Source organism: Enterobacter cloacae complex sp. 402C9, assembly GCF_050030745.1.
GTDB classification, from domain to species: Bacteria; Pseudomonadota; Gammaproteobacteria; order Enterobacterales; family Enterobacteriaceae; genus Enterobacter; species Enterobacter intestinihominis.
In genome coordinates this window covers 212,448-228,685 of record NZ_JBLGUW010000002.1, presented here as the reverse complement: position 1 = coordinate 228,685, position 16,238 = coordinate 212,448, and the positions used below count along the sequence as shown (strand labels likewise).

The 16,238-nt window shown below is 50.0% G+C and carries 18 protein-coding genes; 10 read left to right on the top strand and 8 right to left on the bottom strand.

Going from position 1 to position 16,238, the window contains the following annotated elements:
- Nucleotides 1-61: 61 nt before the first annotated feature.
- Genes terW through ACQG1K_RS23700 form a run of 7 tightly spaced genes read right to left on the bottom strand, consistent with a single transcriptional unit; the run spans nucleotide 62 to nucleotide 6,779 of the window.
- Nucleotides 62-529 carry a tellurium resistance protein TerW gene (terW, locus tag ACQG1K_RS23730; RefSeq protein WP_001176767.1) on the bottom strand — a complete coding sequence of 156 codons (468 nt, stop codon included), beginning with the start codon at nucleotides 527-529 and terminating at the stop codon, nucleotides 62-64.
- 17 nt (nucleotides 530-546) lie between these two features.
- Complete coding sequence (locus ACQG1K_RS23725) at nucleotides 547-1,755, bottom strand: DUF4236 domain-containing protein (protein ID WP_000506888.1); 1,209 nt, start codon at nucleotides 1,753-1,755, stop codon at nucleotides 547-549.
- Between the two features lie 10 nt (nucleotides 1,756-1,765).
- Nucleotides 1,766-2,722, bottom strand: a complete 957-nt coding sequence (locus ACQG1K_RS23720; RefSeq protein ID WP_015062984.1) for an HpcH/HpaI aldolase/citrate lyase family protein — start codon at nucleotides 2,720-2,722, stop codon at nucleotides 1,766-1,768.
- A complete protein-coding gene (locus ACQG1K_RS23715; protein WP_426759511.1) occupies nucleotides 2,722-3,801 on the bottom strand; it encodes a cysteine protease StiP family protein in 1,080 nt (359 codons plus the stop codon). Before ACQG1K_RS23715 ends, ACQG1K_RS23720 begins: the two co-directional genes overlap by 1 nt.
- A gap of 1 nt (nucleotide 3,802) precedes the next feature.
- On the bottom strand, nucleotides 3,803-4,576 hold the full coding sequence (locus tag ACQG1K_RS23710; protein ID WP_032610456.1) for a hypothetical protein: 774 nt from the start codon (nucleotides 4,574-4,576) through the stop codon (nucleotides 3,803-3,805).
- Nucleotides 4,569-5,711 carry a phosphoribosyltransferase domain-containing protein gene (locus tag ACQG1K_RS23705; RefSeq protein ID WP_032610455.1) on the bottom strand — a complete coding sequence of 381 codons (1,143 nt, stop codon included), beginning with the start codon at nucleotides 5,709-5,711 and terminating at the stop codon, nucleotides 4,569-4,571. Before ACQG1K_RS23705 ends, ACQG1K_RS23710 begins: the two co-directional genes overlap by 8 nt.
- Before the next feature lie 9 nt (nucleotides 5,712-5,720).
- A complete protein-coding gene (locus ACQG1K_RS23700; protein ID WP_015062980.1) occupies nucleotides 5,721-6,779 on the bottom strand; it encodes an ATP-grasp domain-containing protein in 1,059 nt (352 codons plus the stop codon).
- A 322-nt stretch (nucleotides 6,780-7,101) separates the two neighbouring features.
- Here ACQG1K_RS23700 and ACQG1K_RS23695 point away from each other — a divergent pair, with 322 nt between their 5' ends.
- The 8 genes from ACQG1K_RS23695 to ACQG1K_RS23660 all read left to right on the top strand — a co-directional run bounded on the left by ACQG1K_RS23695 (nucleotide 7,102) and on the right by ACQG1K_RS23660 (nucleotide 13,619).
- The gene (locus tag ACQG1K_RS23695) at nucleotides 7,102-7,683 is read left to right on the top strand and encodes a TerD family protein (RefSeq protein ID WP_015062979.1); all 582 of its coding nucleotides are present in this window, start codon (nucleotides 7,102-7,104) and stop codon (nucleotides 7,681-7,683) included.
- Nucleotides 7,683-8,840: a TerD family protein gene (locus ACQG1K_RS23690; RefSeq protein ID WP_015062978.1), complete on the top strand. Its 1,158-nt coding sequence runs from the start codon at nucleotides 7,683-7,685 to the stop codon at nucleotides 8,838-8,840. Before ACQG1K_RS23695 ends, ACQG1K_RS23690 begins: the two co-directional genes overlap by 1 nt.
- Before the next feature lie 22 nt (nucleotides 8,841-8,862).
- Nucleotides 8,863-9,318 (top strand): tellurite resistance TerB family protein, encoded by a 456-nt coding sequence (locus tag ACQG1K_RS23685; RefSeq protein ID WP_000007448.1) that lies wholly within the window; start codon nucleotides 8,863-8,865, stop codon nucleotides 9,316-9,318.
- 22 nt (nucleotides 9,319-9,340) lie between these two features.
- Nucleotides 9,341-10,381, top strand: coding sequence for a tellurium resistance membrane protein TerC (terC, locus tag ACQG1K_RS23680; RefSeq protein WP_000255079.1), 1,041 nt, complete (start codon nucleotides 9,341-9,343; stop codon nucleotides 10,379-10,381).
- 48 nt (nucleotides 10,382-10,429) lie between these two features.
- Nucleotides 10,430-11,008, top strand: coding sequence for a tellurium resistance membrane protein TerD (terD, locus tag ACQG1K_RS23675; RefSeq protein WP_015062976.1), 579 nt, complete (start codon nucleotides 10,430-10,432; stop codon nucleotides 11,006-11,008).
- A gap of 69 nt (nucleotides 11,009-11,077) precedes the next feature.
- Nucleotides 11,078-11,653 carry a TerD family protein gene (locus tag ACQG1K_RS23670; protein ID WP_015062975.1) on the top strand — a complete coding sequence of 192 codons (576 nt, stop codon included), beginning with the start codon at nucleotides 11,078-11,080 and terminating at the stop codon, nucleotides 11,651-11,653.
- Between the two features lie 58 nt (nucleotides 11,654-11,711).
- Entirely contained in the window at nucleotides 11,712-12,362 is a 651-nt protein-coding gene (locus tag ACQG1K_RS23665) for a hypothetical protein (protein WP_032610453.1), read from the top strand.
- Nucleotides 12,363-12,377: 15 nt separating this feature from the next.
- Entirely contained in the window at nucleotides 12,378-13,619 is a 1,242-nt protein-coding gene (locus ACQG1K_RS23660; RefSeq protein ID WP_015062974.1) for a vWA domain-containing protein, read from the top strand.
- Between the two features lie 147 nt (nucleotides 13,620-13,766).
- Here ACQG1K_RS23660 and ACQG1K_RS23655 read toward each other — a convergent pair whose 3' ends face one another.
- Entirely contained in the window at nucleotides 13,767-14,447 is a 681-nt protein-coding gene (locus ACQG1K_RS23655) for an HAD family hydrolase (protein WP_032610522.1), read from the bottom strand.
- A gap of 313 nt (nucleotides 14,448-14,760) precedes the next feature.
- Here ACQG1K_RS23655 and ACQG1K_RS23650 point away from each other — a divergent pair, with 313 nt between their 5' ends.
- Complete coding sequence (locus tag ACQG1K_RS23650) at nucleotides 14,761-15,390, top strand: hypothetical protein (protein WP_032610449.1); 630 nt, start codon at nucleotides 14,761-14,763, stop codon at nucleotides 15,388-15,390.
- A gap of 82 nt (nucleotides 15,391-15,472) precedes the next feature.
- A complete protein-coding gene (locus ACQG1K_RS23645) occupies nucleotides 15,473-15,892 on the top strand; it encodes a hypothetical protein (RefSeq protein WP_015062971.1) in 420 nt (139 codons plus the stop codon).
- Nucleotides 15,893-16,238: the final 346 nt, after the last annotated feature.

Sequence of the window (16,238 nt, the reverse complement as noted above, 5' to 3'; positions counted from 1 at the left end):
CGCAGATACAGAGGTGAAATATGACAAAACCGGGGTTTTCACCCCGGTCTGAGATTTAGCGTCAGGACTTTTTAGCGCTGTATTCTTTTATCAGTTCATCAACGGAGTGCAGAGCCAGCTTCTCTACCGCTTCACTTCGGGTCGAGCCACTCAGCGCAGCCAGACGGTCAATTTTTCTTAAAATCCGCATGCGTAGCGATAATGACACGGCTGTTTTTTTATCCTTATCGAGTACGACCTTCCCTGTGGACTCACCGGTTTTCAGTTCAGCATTCTGTGCGAGCGCTTCATTCATCCGGCGAAGGGTCTTTTTATCCAGCTGGCCCGGATTAACGAGATGGTATGAATGACCTGCCTTGCTGTATTTGATCTCCGCAGAATATGACTCGCGTAGCTCTTTGAGTGCCCGGGTTAATGTCGGCTCTGAGCATTCCAGACTGGTTATAATGTCGGCAGCGGAAACGGGCTTGCCGGTGCCCAGTAAGTTGGCAAGCTTAAAAATCCGGGCCTGTCTGGTATTTAATTGCATCGTAAGATTTAGCCTGCTTAAAGGGTTAGTGGTTCAATAGGCTGAAAAATGAAGGTACTGCTCATCTTTCGAATAACCGGTTGATCGCCTAACGCTTCAACCGGATCAATGTGTTCTAAGCCTGCAAAATTTACTGACGACATCTGGCTGCGACTGCATTTGCAGGACAGGATATACTCATCCTCCAGATAGCCGGTCCGCTTACTGACCCGTTGCGTAAAGCCTGACACAATCACGTTGTCGAACGGTAGCGTATGTAAAACGATACCGACCAGGCGGAACAAGCAGCCATGGACGTGGCGGGCATAGTTTTCGCGTACGGCTTTTTGCGTCATGGCTTTTTCCGTCAGCTCCGTGCCCCGGGCATTAACGCCGTAAATCTTATCAGGGAAATCTTCAATCTCAGCTAAATCAACATCCAGCAGGACTGCTGATAGCTCCGGCTTTACTTCAAATGCAACAAGCGTTTCACGCGGCCATTCAGTTTCTGCCAGCACACCCGCCAGGTATGATTCGAAAAACGCGGCGTCTGTCCGGAACTGCTGCCGGGCATCTGCCTGAGCCGTGGCGAGCCGTTTTTCATGTTCTTCAGCCTCAAACTTCCAGTTTGCATACTGTTCGGCCCAGGCCGTCCGTTGTTGCTGGTACCGGTGCTGTCGAAGGGTATTCTCACGCTCCACATCAATCAGCTCCTGCTGCCACCGGCGAAGATTTTCGGCGTGGCGCTCAGCTTTAGCTGATTCCGATTCAAACCATTTACCCAGAAAACTAATGCCTTCGCTCTCGGCAGGCTTTTCCGGCAATGCAAGATAGTCTGGCTTTTCTGGACGCACCGGTGCCGGAACCTGAAAAGGCGACGTTCTGTTATGCAGGTATACTGCTTCCAGCTCTGCCCAGCTGATGCCTGTTTTAGGATCCGGCGTCAGCTCGTGAATATTACGGATTGCGGTCACCGCTGACATGAGATCAGCGGCTTCCTGCTCAAGCGCCTGTCTGAGCCCCGGGTCGGTAGCCGTCCGGTTCCCACCTCCGGAACGCGCGGCCCGGTCAAGCCGGGTACGGTAACTCAGCCCGGTACCGGGCAAGCCCAGATTGGCATAGGTCCCCCGGCTTCCAAAAGAAACGGAAGCACCTCTCGGCCCGACACTCAGGCTCGGTGCACCGTTACTCAGGTTGAGGCGAACACCAGGAATAATGTTGATCGACTTTCTGAACCTGAACCCCATTATGATTTCCTTAATGATGCTGGGTCACGGTAAGTAATCTGATTCCATCAGCGCTTTGCTCGTTCTGTAACCCATAAAAACGAGCTCTGTCCAGAATGCCAGCCGCCCAGCGGCGATGTGTGGCGGGTTCACACATTGCTCCCTGCGACTTAAACACGGCCTGGGTAGAGTTCAGGATCCGCAGAGCGTCAGAATGCTCACCCTGAGTGACCATCAGCGCGTTTTGAATGACCTCTATCTGACCCGGGTGAATGGCCGTTTTCCCAACAAGCCCATGTGCCATATCAAGAGCCAGCTCTCTGGCCATTACGGCATGATCGTCAATATGCTCACATACGGGCGCGGTCAGGGCAAAATCACGCGGGCCGAAGACCGAAACGAGCATTTTGATGACGTAGCCCATCGGGCTGTCATACAGCGTCAGGTCCCGGGGACGGCGAAGCGACACAACGTTCATAAGATCGTTGCCGCCGATTCGAAGCGCAATAATGCGGTCGTGGCAGGGATGTTCCACCAGACGGGTGGCCAGCTCCCGCATCTGAGCCACGTCAAAGACGTCTTCTGTTTCCAGCGTTGGCATCATGCACAGGTGAGTCCCGCCCATGATATCCCACCATTCAGCTAACGAACTGAGGGTAAATTTCGGCAACACAAACCCGTCGACAGCGGAAAGATCATAATGCGCTTTTAACCATCTGCCCATGTCGGCATGCCGGGGGCGAATGAACACCAGAGGCCAGTCATTTTTACCCAGGCTACGCATGCTGTTACTGAGCTCGTGCAGCAGGTGCTCCAGATTTTTGAGGGCGATGGGGATGTCTGCTTCACTGACAGCATCCTCAAGGCAAATTACCAGAGAGCGCAAACCCGGGATTTTCCCATGCAGGACGGCATCAGCAATATCTTCCCGTGTTGCAGGCATGTATAGCGTGGCTCCCAGATTCCAGGGAGAAAGACGATTTTTCATCAGAGTACCTTCTTGATAATGGTTACAGCCCGATACTGGCCGAGGGTTCCCCCCATTTCTGTAACAACTATTCCCTTTTCACGAGCAAGCCCTACAAGCAAGGCAACGTCCGGGTCGTCAATAGAACGCACAAATATATGGTCCGGTACCCGACGCAATACAGCCCGGGTTGCTTCAGCAATACCGGGTTTAATACGATTGACGCTGTCCACTTTAAATTCATCGGCCAGGAACGCGATAACGTCGCGACTTGTCTGCCATAAGATCCGGGCTGACTCCGTATTCCAGCTCAGGGGAGCGAGGGATGTCGGTGTTAACTTCTTACGGAAATGAGCGACGGTATCGACAAGCATCCGGCTGCATTCGAATTCACTGAGATGCTCGCAAACCATGCACCCATGTAATCCTTCAGAGGACCATACTGACCGGGAGATCAGGCCTGATACCGGCGCACCCATGATGCCAAAAGGAATGAGCCAGTCATCATCACTGGCAGCAAGCCAGGAGCAGCCACAGGGATCCGCCAGGACAACCAGTCGCGGCTGCTCAGGATAGCCCGGGCGATCTTTCAGTGCGCGTACAAGCTCTCCGGTAATTGCACCTTTACCTGTCCATCCGTCAACAAACACAATACCGCTGGTACCGTGTCGCTCTTCAATGACGTCAAGTGCTGTACTGTCAATTCCGCGATCCCGGATGATACTGATGCCGTAATGCCATGAGGTTTTCCCCATATCACGCAGGGTCTGGTGCAGCATAACGCCGAGGGGCACACCTGCCCTGACAAGACTGGCCAGAATGATGGGCTCATCACCGAAGCGTTCGACCAGAGCAATAGCGAGCTGCGTGACTTCTTTTGCAAGCCGGTCTGCCCCCCGATCCAGCGCCCGGTGAAACAAATCAAGATGCCATTGTGTGGGTGCTGGCTCCTGGCTGAGCATGTCCGAATAATGTTTCTTTCCGGACTGAATCAGCTCTTCTTTTTGCTCAACCGGCGTCATCTCAATGACTACCGGCTTTAGCAGAAACTCCACGTCACCGGGCTGGTATGAGCCAGCGAATGTTTCATGTGGCTGCATTTTATTCTTCTCCAAAAATTCGCTGTGAAATGGCCTCTGCAAACTGACTCTGTCGCGGAATGCCAAACCAGCTGCACAGTTTCATAAAACGGTGATCGCTCAGGCTGTCACCCAGACCTATTACGGGGAAAACCCCGCGCTCAGCGCGAAGCTTTTCGAGCAGCCAACTGACAGCTCGCCCCTTCTCAACCGGCGTGGGGAGCCAGGCTACGTTATTACTGTTTCGATGGATGTAGAAACCTTCCGTTGAGAACACCTTTTCAATTTCATCAGCAATAGCAGTGAGCTCATCGAGGCGTGTGCTGTCCCGGTGTTTCATCACCATATAAACCGGAGTTTCATCATATTCATAGTTAAGCCTTGCCCAGGCCTTGATCCCCTTTGCGTCCATCATTTCAGTGATCAGACGTTGCATAGACTCTAACCTTTCCTGGTAGGGCGCTAACTGGTCGAGCATAAGGGCCTTCCATTCCTCGTCGGGCGTTCCCTCTGGCGTTAGAATGACGGCCCCATGCGTGGTGATTGCCCAGGAGCGGAAAGGGATCCTGACGCGGCTGATTTCTTCAGTTCCCCGAGCGGTAACAGGAATGAGTTCAGCCTGCTCAAGGAGCCAGTCCACCAGCATGGACTGTTCTTCTGTCATAAAACTTCGTGGATTCAGGGTGCGATCAACGGCACCGGTACGAAATGGCTCCAGGGCCAGCTCGTCTACCATTTTACGACGGGTCTGAAAGAGCGTGTCGTCAAGGTCGCTCAGAACAACGGGTTTATTCATAGGTAACAATCTCCACGACGGGCGCAACCTCAGCCAGCGCCTTAAGAAGCTGCGCGTCAATACTTTCTGCGGGTGTCTCAGTACACACAAGAATGCGGTCAAACTGCTGGTGGGCGACGTTATAGACAAAATTGGGGATGCCCAGCCCGTAGTTATCCGTAAAGGAAATGGCGGACTCAATGGCATAACCAACGGCGATAGGGGAGCGGGTGGTCGAACCGTAAAATGCCTTTGCCCCGGCAGCTTCGAGCCGTTCTGCAAGCAGGAACGGCTCCCAGACGAATTCCCCTGTCCCGAGAACCAGAACACGCTCCCCTTTGCGGACGGAAACCTCATGGCCGAGATCGGCCGCAGGTGCGAGCATCCCCAGTCGACCCCATGACTGTTTCCCCTGGATGTCCCATTCTCCGCGTGAAGTTACGTTGACTTTCGGCATGTCCGGGACCGGTGCATCTGGTAATGTGGTCCATCCCCACTGACCGCTTACAAGAGAAACCGAAGTGACGGGTAAGGTGCTGCGCTCGGACAAGGCTTTGCCACTCCAGTCGGTAAGCGTAACGGCGATAACCTGTTCAATATGTTGAAGCTTGCCGGTATTACGCAGGGCAGAAAGCAGGTTAATAAAGGTATTACCGGTGGTTGCCTCGTCATCAATCAAAACCAGCGTTCGCGCGTTGGTAACACGACGTCTTTTCTCTTCATCATCTGGCAGATAGATCAGATGATCAGTGGCGTGGCTGTGTTCTTCCTTGAACTCGCAAAGCAACGTGCCATCAACCGGGTGACGGGTAGAGGTCAGATATACAGATTCACGATGCTGGTGGCGCACTTCATCAAACACACCGGCCCCAAGCCCAACGGCGGTTTCAGCCATACCGATAAAGAGTACGGGCCCTGTCAGCGTTGCGGGGAACTGGCTGGCAAGCTGTCTATAGGCCTGCCGCATGACTGAGGGTGGCACGGGAATGTGTCTGCCGAGTACTTTGCTGACAAACAGAAAGGCGCGTTTCGGGTTACGTCTTTCAGCGATATCAAACAGGTCATCGAGCGAAACTTCACCCTGGTCGCGGGTTACCTGAATCGTACCGCATGAGAGGGTACGGCGATAAATCATATCTTCGAGGATGTCAGACATAAATACACCTTAATTCAGAAGGTTAGAGAGTGATTCCGGGTATGCAATTACATCCGTAATGGATCTCACCGCAACCGGAGAAAAGGTGTTTTTAGCGCTCTGGCGCACCATATCTTCAGACATCAGACCGAGCTTAAAGGCAGCAAATAACCCAGGAAGGTTCACCCCGCTGTGAAGGGTATAACCCACCCCCCCTGACGGACGCATGTTGGTTTCAAGCAGCACCGGGTTGCCATTCACATCGTTTCGCGTCTGAACATTCACCAGCCCGTCGGCCTTCATAACACGGGCGCAGTCACACGCCAGTTCCCAGGCGCTTCCTTCGTTTACCAGATACTGGATAGCCCCTTCCTTACGGCGTCCCACGGCTGCGAGTATTTCGCCCTTATCCGCGAGGATATCGACGGAAAATTCCGGGCCTGGCAGGTACGGCATCAAAACAAGGGGTTTAAACGACTCAGCAGCTGATGCTGCTGCAATATACTGTTGCGGACTGACCAGACGATGTTCGGGATGATTAAAGACGGCCATAGGCGAAGCACTGTCATCAAAGCGCCAGAATCCCATGCCATAGATACCCGTCACCGGCTTCACGCATACCGGGCTGTCAGTGAACGGCGGGGCCGCGAGGTGTGTCTTTAATTCTGCCAGCGTATTCACCCGCCAGGATGGTACGACCGGGAGACCCTTTTGCTCCATAAACTGAGCAAAAGTAACTTTTTCGTCAGCCAGAGTTAACCAGTCGACGCCCGTTGCACCGGTAGTAAGGGTGGCACCGGTCGATTCAATGGCTGAACGGTGTTCTTCAAACCACTGGCTGTTACGGCCAGTATGAATATGGTGGATGCCGTAGGTCTGAATGGTTTCCTGAATAAACTGGAGACGTTTTTGAGGATCTTCAGGTTCAGTCAAAGAATAATCGGCAACGGAAAGGATTTCATTTCTTTCGTTACGGTGGGAGGCAAAAACGGTAATGGCAAAATTATTTTTTTGTGCAAATGATTTTACCCCCTGAATAATATCTCGCTGGGAGGACAAACCTTCCATAAACCAAATTTTTTTGTTCATTTTTTTTAATTATCCGGAACGCCATGCAAATTTATGATTGAGAAGTGAGTCTATGAGTGTCTACGCAACATGTCAATCATAATATGATTAATAACTCCTGGGATTATGGAGTGTGCCAGTGTTTTTGTGTGCCCTGTTAAAGTATTGATATTTAATACAAGTCTAGAGATAAGGACATCCTAAAAAGGATTTCATTTTGTGTTTTTACAGAAAACTACCAAAATTTCCCTTGTCAGAGAACTTCATCATGATATGATTTTCTTCGTCAGTTAATAAACAACCCTTTGATTGTCTCGGTCATTACCATTTTAAGGAATAAAACATGGTTTCATTAAGTAAGAACCAGACGGTATCACTCAGCAAAGAATCTTCAGCATTAAGCCAGCTTCAATTCGGCCTCGGTTGGGATCCGATTAAGAAAAAAGGTTTTCTTGGCGGACTGTTAGGTGGCAACGACTCAATCGATCTCGATGCTGGCTGCGTATTAATGGACAGCACTGGTAAAACAATTGACACCATCTGGTTCCGCAAACTGGAATCCACCTGCAAAGCTGTTGTGCACAGTGGCGATAACCTGACCGGTGAGGGTGACGGCGACGATGAAGTGATTAAGGTCAACCTCTCCCGTCTGCCTGCAAACGTTGAATACCTGGCGTTTACGGTTAACAGCTTCCGTGGTCAGTCGTTCAATGACGTCGAAAACGCATTCTGCCGCGTGGTCGATCAAACCGGCAAAGAGCTGGCTCGCTACAAGCTGACTGAGCAGGGCTCACATACCGGGATCGTTATTTCTTCGCTGCGTCGTAATAACGGCAACTGGGACTTTACCGCCCTTGGCCATGCCTGTCGCGGCCGCACAATTGACGATATGCACTCCGATATCGTTTCAGCGGTTATTCGCTAATGAACCTGACGCCGGGGGGCAATGCCCCCGTTCCAGCCCAGGAGTTGCGGGTCCGGATCACCTCGGGCGGTCAGGTGGATGCTTCGGCGTTTCGCCTGTATGCCGACGGGAAGGTGCAGGGTGATGCGGACATGGTGTTCTATGGTCAGCCACGCAACGATGATGGTACCGTCAGCCTGGTCAGTGAAGGCCAGTACTCAACTTTTACTGTCGCGCTCAACCGGCTGAAATCTGATGTCCAGAAAATTGCGTTCACAGTGACCTGTGACGGTGGGCAGACGGTGTCCGGTCTTCGTAATCTTTCCATCGACGTGGAGCAGGGGGCTACCGGCCTGGTTAGCGGCATTGTCGAACTGAGCGGCCGTCAGGAAGCAGCCTTAATTCTGGGTGAGTTTTACCGTCGTAATAATGACTGGAAATTCCGCTTCGTTGCACAGGGGTTCAACGGTGGTCTTAAACCGCTGGCAGAGCATTTCGGCGTAAATATTGCCGACGAACCTGCTCCCGCCGCCCCGACCCCTCCGGTTGCAACCCCTCCGCCAGCTGAGACAAAAATCAGCCTGAGTAAGGTATCTCTGACAAAAGAGAAGCCAGCAATCAGCCTGACCAAACGGGATAACTTCGGTGAAATCCGGATCAACCTGAACTGGCACCGGGGCAGCGGCAAATCGGGTTTCGCAGGCATGTTCGGCTCCAAAGGAATCGACCTGGATCTTGGGGCATTTGTTGAGCTTCAGGACGGGTATAAATCGGTCATTCAGGCGCTGGGTAATGCATTCGGTAATTATCGCGATGAGCCTTATGTTCAGCTCAAGGGCGATGACCGGACGGGTGATGTATCAGACGGCGAGTGGCTGCATATCAATGGCCGGGAATGGAAGCATATCCGTGAAGTGCTGATTTACGCCTTTATTTATGAAGGTATTCCCAGCTGGGACAAGACTGATGGTGTGGTCACCATTCATGTGCCGGATCAGCCTCCCATTGAGACCCGCCTCACCGAAGGTGAAAACCGTCGCACATTGTGCGCCATTGCCAGACTCGTAAATGAAAACGGCGCGATTAAAGTCGAGCGTATCAACCAGTACTTCAAAGGCCAGGACGAAATGGACCGGGCATTTGGCTGGGGATTTCGCTGGAGCGCCGGTTCTAAATAACACAGCAACAAAGGAAACAGGTATGAGCTTTTTCGACAAGGTAAAAGGTGCCATTAACTCTGGCCGGGACGAACTGACCCGCCAGGTTGGTCGTTTCAAAAACAAAAAATTTATGCACGGCACCGTTGCTGTATGTGCCCGTATTGCCGTATCGAGTGACGGCGTGAGTTCGGAAGAAAAGCAGAAAATGATGGGCTTTCTTCGCTCTTCAGAAGAGCTGAAGGTCTTCGATACCAATGAGGTGATCGAGTTCTTCAATAAACTGGTTTCAAGCTTCGATTTCGATGTTGAAATCGGCAAGGGCGAAACCATGAAATACATCCTGGCGCTGAAAGATCAGCCTGAGGCCGCTCAGCTGGCCTTACGTGTTGGTATTGCCGTTGCGAAAAGTGACGGTAACTTCGATCAGGACGAGAAACTGGCCTCCCGCGAGATCGCTATCGCGTTGGGCTTCGACCCGGCTGAATTTGGCCTCTGATCCACATCCCTAAGGGTAAAATATGGTTTCCACACACATCGGCTTCCCGACTGAAACGGTCATTGTTTTCATTGCGCTTTCAGTCGGTGCCATCTTTATTGACCTGTTTATGCACCGTGATGACAAGCCCATTTCCCTGAAGAGTGCGGCGCTCTGGTCCGTATTCTGGGTTGTGGTTGCGATGGCATTTGCCGGTTTCCTCTACATCCACCACGGTGCTGAGGTTGCCAGCCTGTTTGTAACGGGTTATGCGCTGGAGAAAGTGCTGTCGGTCGACAACCTGTTTGTCATGATGGCCATCTTCTCCTGGTTCGCCGTTCCTGATCGTTACCGCCACCGTGTTCTCTACTGGGGGATCATTGGTGCCATCGTCTTCAGGGGCATCTTTGTCGCCATCGGTACGAGCCTGCTGAGTCTGGGGCCGTATGTTGAAGTTGTCTTCGCTATCATCGTCGCCTGGACGGCGGTCATGATGCTTAAAAGCGGTGATGACGATGATGAAATTGAGGATTATTCCCAGCATCTGGCTTACCGCATGGTTAAACGCTTCTTCCCTATCTGGCCGAAGCTCAGAGGTCATGCTTTCCTGCTTAACCAGAAGGAAGTGGATGCCGAACTGGCGAAACCAGAAAACAGCGATGTCACCATTGGCCGTGGTAAAAAGGCGGCGCTGTATGCGACCCCTCTGTTCCTGTGTGTGGCCGTGGTTGAACTATCGGATGTTATGTTTGCGTTTGACTCGGTACCGGCAATCATTGCCGTCAGTCGTGAACCGCTTATCGTCTATAGTGCCATGATGTTTGCTATCCTGGGCCTGCGTACTCTGTACTTTGTCCTTGAAGCACTGAAACAGTACCTGGTTCATCTGGAGAAGGCCGTTATCGTGCTGCTGTTCTTCATCGCGGCAAAACTGGGCCTGAATGCGACCGATCACATTTGGCATCATGGTTACAGCATCGCGGCCACAACCAGCCTGTATGTTGTACTGGGTGTTCTGGCGCTGGGCATTCTCGCAAGCGTCATGTTCCCGGGCAAACCTGAATCTGAGGAAAAGGGGAGCTGATCCCCTGAAGTGTTAACCTGAACAATTACTAATCGAAGAGGTTATTTTATGAGTGTTTCTCTTTCCAAAGGCGGGAACGTCTCCCTGAGTAAAGCAGCTCCGTCAATGAAAAACGTCCTGGTGGGCCTTGGCTGGGATGCGCGTTCAACAGACGGTCAGGACTTTGACCTGGATGCTTCAGCTTTCCTGCTGGCCGCAAATGGCAAAGTGCGCGGCGATTCAGATTTCATCTTCTATAACAACCTGACGTCATCGGACGGTTCCGTAACGCACACCGGCGATAATCGGACCGGTGAGGGCGATGGTGATGATGAATCGCTGAAAATTAAACTGGACGCCGTCCCGTCTGAAGTTGACAAGATCATTTTCGTTGTGACTATCCACGATGCTCAGGCTCGTCGCCAGAGCTTTGGTCAGGTATCCGGTGCGTTTATTCGCCTGGTAAATGACGATAACCAGACTGAAGTTGCTCGCTACGATCTGACCGAAGATGCGTCCACTGAAACCGCCATGCTGTTTGGCGAGCTGTATCGTCACAATGGTGAGTGGAAATTCCGCGCAGTAGGCCAGGGTTATGCTGGTGGTCTGGCATCTGTATGTGCTCAGTACGGTATTAACGCGTCCTGACCGAAAAGTTACTTTTCTTATCCGGGGCTGTTTATTCAGCCCTAATTCAACTGTTTGCAGGAGCTTAAAATGGCAGTTTCTCTCGTAAAAGGCGGCAACGTATCTCTGACCAAAGAAGCACCAACCATGAATGTCGCTATGGTTGGCCTGGGCTGGGATGCCCGTGTAACCGACGGTCAGGGTTTTGACCTGGACGCTTCCGTATTTGCAGTAGGCGAAGACGGTAAAGTGCTGTCAGATGCCCATTTCATTTTCTTCAATAACAAAACCAGTCCTGATGGCGCGGTAGAGCACCAGGGTGACAACCGTACCGGTGAAGGCGACGGCGACGATGAGCAGGTCAAAATCGATCTGACCAAAGTCTCAGCAGACATCAAAAAACTGGTGTTTGCCGTTACCATCTATGATGCAGAAGCGCGTAAACAAAACTTCGGCATGGTGAGCAACAGCTTCATGCGCGTGTACAACAACGACAACGGCGCGGAAATTGCTCGTTTCGATCTGTCTGAAGACGCCTCAACCGAAACTGCAATGGTCTTTGGCGAACTGTACCGCCATGGCGCTGAATGGAAGTTTAAAGCTGTCGGCCAGGGCTTTGCTGGCGGGTTATCTGCACTGGCAACCCAGCACGGCGTGAATATTTAATAATAAAAATAAACTCAACCCCGGTGCTGTCACCGGGGTTTTTTATAGGTGTTAGCACATGGCAAAGAAAAAAGATGATGGTTCAGCAGTAATACTACTTTTTATTGTGGCTTTTTTTGTGTTCCTGCCGTTTCTGATATTCGGGATGTTTTTCTACCGAAAGCTAAAAAGAAAATATTCAGCTATCCCCAACATTCAACGTGTATATGATATTGGCGTCATTTTTAAAACGTTAAGTGCCTCTATCGCAGTTATTGTGGTTTCAGCAGTGCTCGTTCTGCAACTCAGTGCGCTTCCCGTCAAATTTGTATCGCCAGAAATATCACATTATATAGCAAGAGTTATGTTCGTTCTCTATCCACTTGTAATGATCTGGCCAATGAAAAAAATGGCGGAACGCATCGCCATAGAATATTTCGGTATAATTTTTAACGACAATGACAGAACGATAATTCTTCCAGCAGATTTAGGCAATATGGGATTGGGTGACTGGCTTCGTCTCAAGTTTCTGAGCAGGATGGGTGAGCAAGACAGCATTGAGATTCGAAAAATATCGAATATCACACGCGAGAAAGGTGTCAACTTCTATATCCATGGTGATTTCGGATCCCGACGCATCAACTTTTCGAACAAGCAAAAGCGCGATGAGTGTATTTCAGCACTTCAGGCCAGAACCCGGGTAAAGGGTGGCAGAGACTACGGTTACTAAACAAGGAACAGAGTCATGCAATTACAGTCAGGTCAAAATATCCTTCTATCTTCATCATCAGTCACTCTTAATTTGCGATACCCGGTACGTCCCGGTTTTAACGGCGAACCCGACACCTGCGTTTTCATGCTCAACGCACAAGGTAAGGTGAGCGGTGATAACGATTTCATCTTTTTCAATAACCTGAGTTCACCGGAGGGGGCTTTAAAACTGACGGCAGGGACGCAGCAATCAAGCGTACATATTGATCTTAACCGCGTTTCCTCGGCTGTTCAGAAAATCGCCATAACCCTCGTGATAGACGGAAGCGATACTATTACAGGCTTGCAGAATCTGAATTTGCAGGCCTCCGGTATTGCATCGTTTGATCCCGAAACAGCAGGGCGCAGCGAGAAAGCTATTATCGTGGCGGAGGTGTATCGCCATAACGGCAGTTGGAAGCTACGGGCGCTTGGCCTCGGTTTCAACGGTGGGCTTGAGCCCCTGGCGATGAGTTATGGTGTTGATGTTGCACAGACAGCTCCGCAGCCAGCACAACCTGCTCGTATCAGTCTGGAAAAGAAGCTCGAAACAAAATCTCCGCGACTTGTAAGTCTCGCTAAAAAGGCCTCAGTCAGCCTCACTAAAAATAAACTGGAAACCCTGGAGGCAGCAGTTGCGTTTGTTCTTGACGCGTCCGGCTCAATGAGTGGCCAGTTCAGTAAGGGTAACGTTCAGTCCGTGCTGGATCGCATCGCCGTCCTTGCCGCCCAGTTCGATGACGATGGCGAAATGGATGTCTGGGGCTTTGGAGAGAAGCATAAGAAGTATCCAAATGTCACTCTGGATAACCTTGACGATTACATTCAGACCATTCGTGGATCCGGAAAGCGTTCAGCCTGGGAAAATTTGCCGGGGCTTGGTGGGACTAACAATGAACCACCGGTAATGGAAGAAATTGTCGACTACTTCAAAGACTCAAAAATCCCGGTTTACATAGTGTTTATTACCGATGGCGGGATAAGCAAGACCGGAGCAATTAAGAATGCTATCCGGCGCTCAGCCAACTTCCCGATCTTCTGGAAATTTGTCGGCCTCGGTGGATCTAGCTACGGAATCCTGAAAAACCTGGATGATTTTACAGACCGCCGCGTTGATAACACCCATTTCTTTGCAATGGATGACTTCGGCTCTATCAGCGATGAAAAATTATACGATAACTTACTGGAAGAATTTAGACCGTGGATAGATGAAACAAAAAGGTTAAATATCCTTTAGCTTGCTTCCTGATAAAGCTTAATTAGAGGGCTCTGGCGAGAGACCCAGCCAGCTGGGTCTTAAAGGTATCAACGGCCAAACACTGGTCATGGACAACTGTGAAAGCTAGCCCCGGTATATTATTTAAAACGTTCATGTTGTGCGATTTTAGACCCTGAACGACTCCTTTTTTAAGCGGTGTATAAAAGCTTTTTTTCTGTCCCAACGAGGATGGAAGTGCCGCCAGTGGGCATCTTTGGCGGCTGCCAGCAATTCATAATCGCCCCGAGTGTCCCCCCAGGCTCGAAGATGATACTGATCTAATGGTCCGTAAATAGACTCCAGCCGGTTAATTTTCTGTATGCAACGACAATTGTGCCCTGTAATGCGCCCGGTCAGGATACCATTAACGCTTTCCAGCTCTGTACCGATGAGCTTGATCCCCAGTCGTTCAGCAAACGGAGCAAGTACAAGCCTCGGTGAGGCTGAGCAGAGTGTCACCTCAACATTGTTAGAAACTTCCGTTGCCACGGCCAATAGGCCTGATGCTCTCATCAGACGCCCCCAATAAAGGTTGCAATAGGCTTCAGCTTTCTCCTTGACCCACTTTTCCTCGATACCAGTGAGAAACGTTGATATTAAAATTTCTTTGAGTTCATCACGAGTTAGTTTGCGACTCAAACACCGCAGGGTAGGAAGAGCGAGTTTAACCAACCGGCGGGTGAAGACACTGTTACCGAAGGCAAAGCGCAAAAAGGGGATAAAGCTGTCATGTCGGGTAAGAGTTCCATCAAAGTCGAAAACGGAAAGAACCTTTATTTCTGCACGAAATGAATTATCCACAAGCAGCCCTTTTTGAATTAGATAAATTTTCCATATTTTATCATCTGACGAGGGTGACTCAAAGCATGTCAGAATTGGATTGGACCATGAAGATCTCGCAGTCTTACACTGCATCTTGTTATCCATGCCGTGGTCAACTAATTGTGGCCCACAACCTGGCTGTTCGTGGAACAGTTGTTCTGATTCATTTGGCGTTTAGCAACTGTTCTCTCTGGCGCTGCATTTAGGAAAGATATAATGGCGCTAAGCCATATTTTATGTAAGGGTATGATATGGTTCAGCGGATTTTCATTCACGATACTGACAACAGGATTTACCTATGACTATCGATACCGACGATTTCGATCCGGTAGATGTAGATGTAGAGGTTGCAGAGGCGTTAGAGAAGCACATGGCACAGTTACGGGACCTGGAAGCATACTGGCCGTACAGCACGACAGCCGTTATTGATTGTTTTTTTGACCAGGCTACCCGGGCAACTCACGCTGAATTGTGGTTGGCTGCCTGTACAACTTTCCTGAACGGGATTGAAACCTCACTGAGGGTGACGCTTGAACTGATGGAGTCACAGGCGCATTCGCAGCCAGCCGCAACGCTGGTGGATTTAAGTGATATGGCCACACTCAGTAATGCCCTAATGAGAAGGGCGCACATGGCTGGTATGCCGGTGACGCTGCTGGCGTTTCCCGAGGAGCAGGATCTGCTGACCAAGATTGCTGAAGGTGCCCCGAAAAGGCCCTATGCGGAAATCGTGAGGGTTCGTCACAATTTATGTCACGGGAACATCCTGGAGCACATCATCACTGTGAGTGACGATTTGGGGGAGCCAGTCCGGTTATTCACACCTGAATGTATGCGTGTCCTGGCAGAGACGATGTCGGCAATCTCGAAACAATGGGTTGCAGGCATGCATCAATATTGGCGTGATAACAATTTATCTATGCCTTGAAAATTCCGGCCGGATTCTGTTCCCGGCGTCAGTTTAACGCCGGGATGAAATAATTATGATCCACAACCAGAAATAGCTGTTTATGGTTGAGAAAATATTGTGGTATAAAAATTATGTTTTTAACTTGGTGATAGTCATGGAGAAACAAATGAAAATTAAATGCATCGTATTGGCAGGAATATTTTCACTGGTATTTTCTGTTCATGCCAGCGAAACACAGAATAAAAAAAGTGATCCAGTACCTGTCTTTGGGCACGCAACAGCTGTTTCAAAAATGTGTGGTGAACTTCTCGGAGAAACTAATCCAGTTAAGATGAGAGATGGGGCTACTAAGATACTAAACGAGACTCTTAGAAGATTACCTGATGCCGAAGTGTCAGATGAAGGGAAAAATGTAATCGAGGCATTTGTTACTCGATCAAGATCCCCGTCTGACATACCTTCTCGCTGTGAAACCAGTGTTAACGAGAGATACTGGGAAATCGTTCAGTCCAAAAAATGATCTGACGTTGGTTGACTGTAAAAAAACATTTCGCCCGTTAAGATTCTGTCTCTAAAATATATGACTTAATGGGCTATTCAACTCCTTCCTATGTAATATATGAAGTCATTCCCCGATGATTTAATTAACGAAGGTTTAATCCACATGTTCAAAACTGATAAATTGGACAGGCTCAATTTTAATTATTTTACCTCTTCCCGTACTTCAGGTTATTTGGCTGACAATCCAATCTGGTATGATGCTTATAACAAACAAATTCGGAGGGTATAGTGAATGGGTGGCCTGGTCAGCAAAACTAAGGAAGGTGCGAACAAGTTCCTGATATGAGATCATCATATTCATCCGG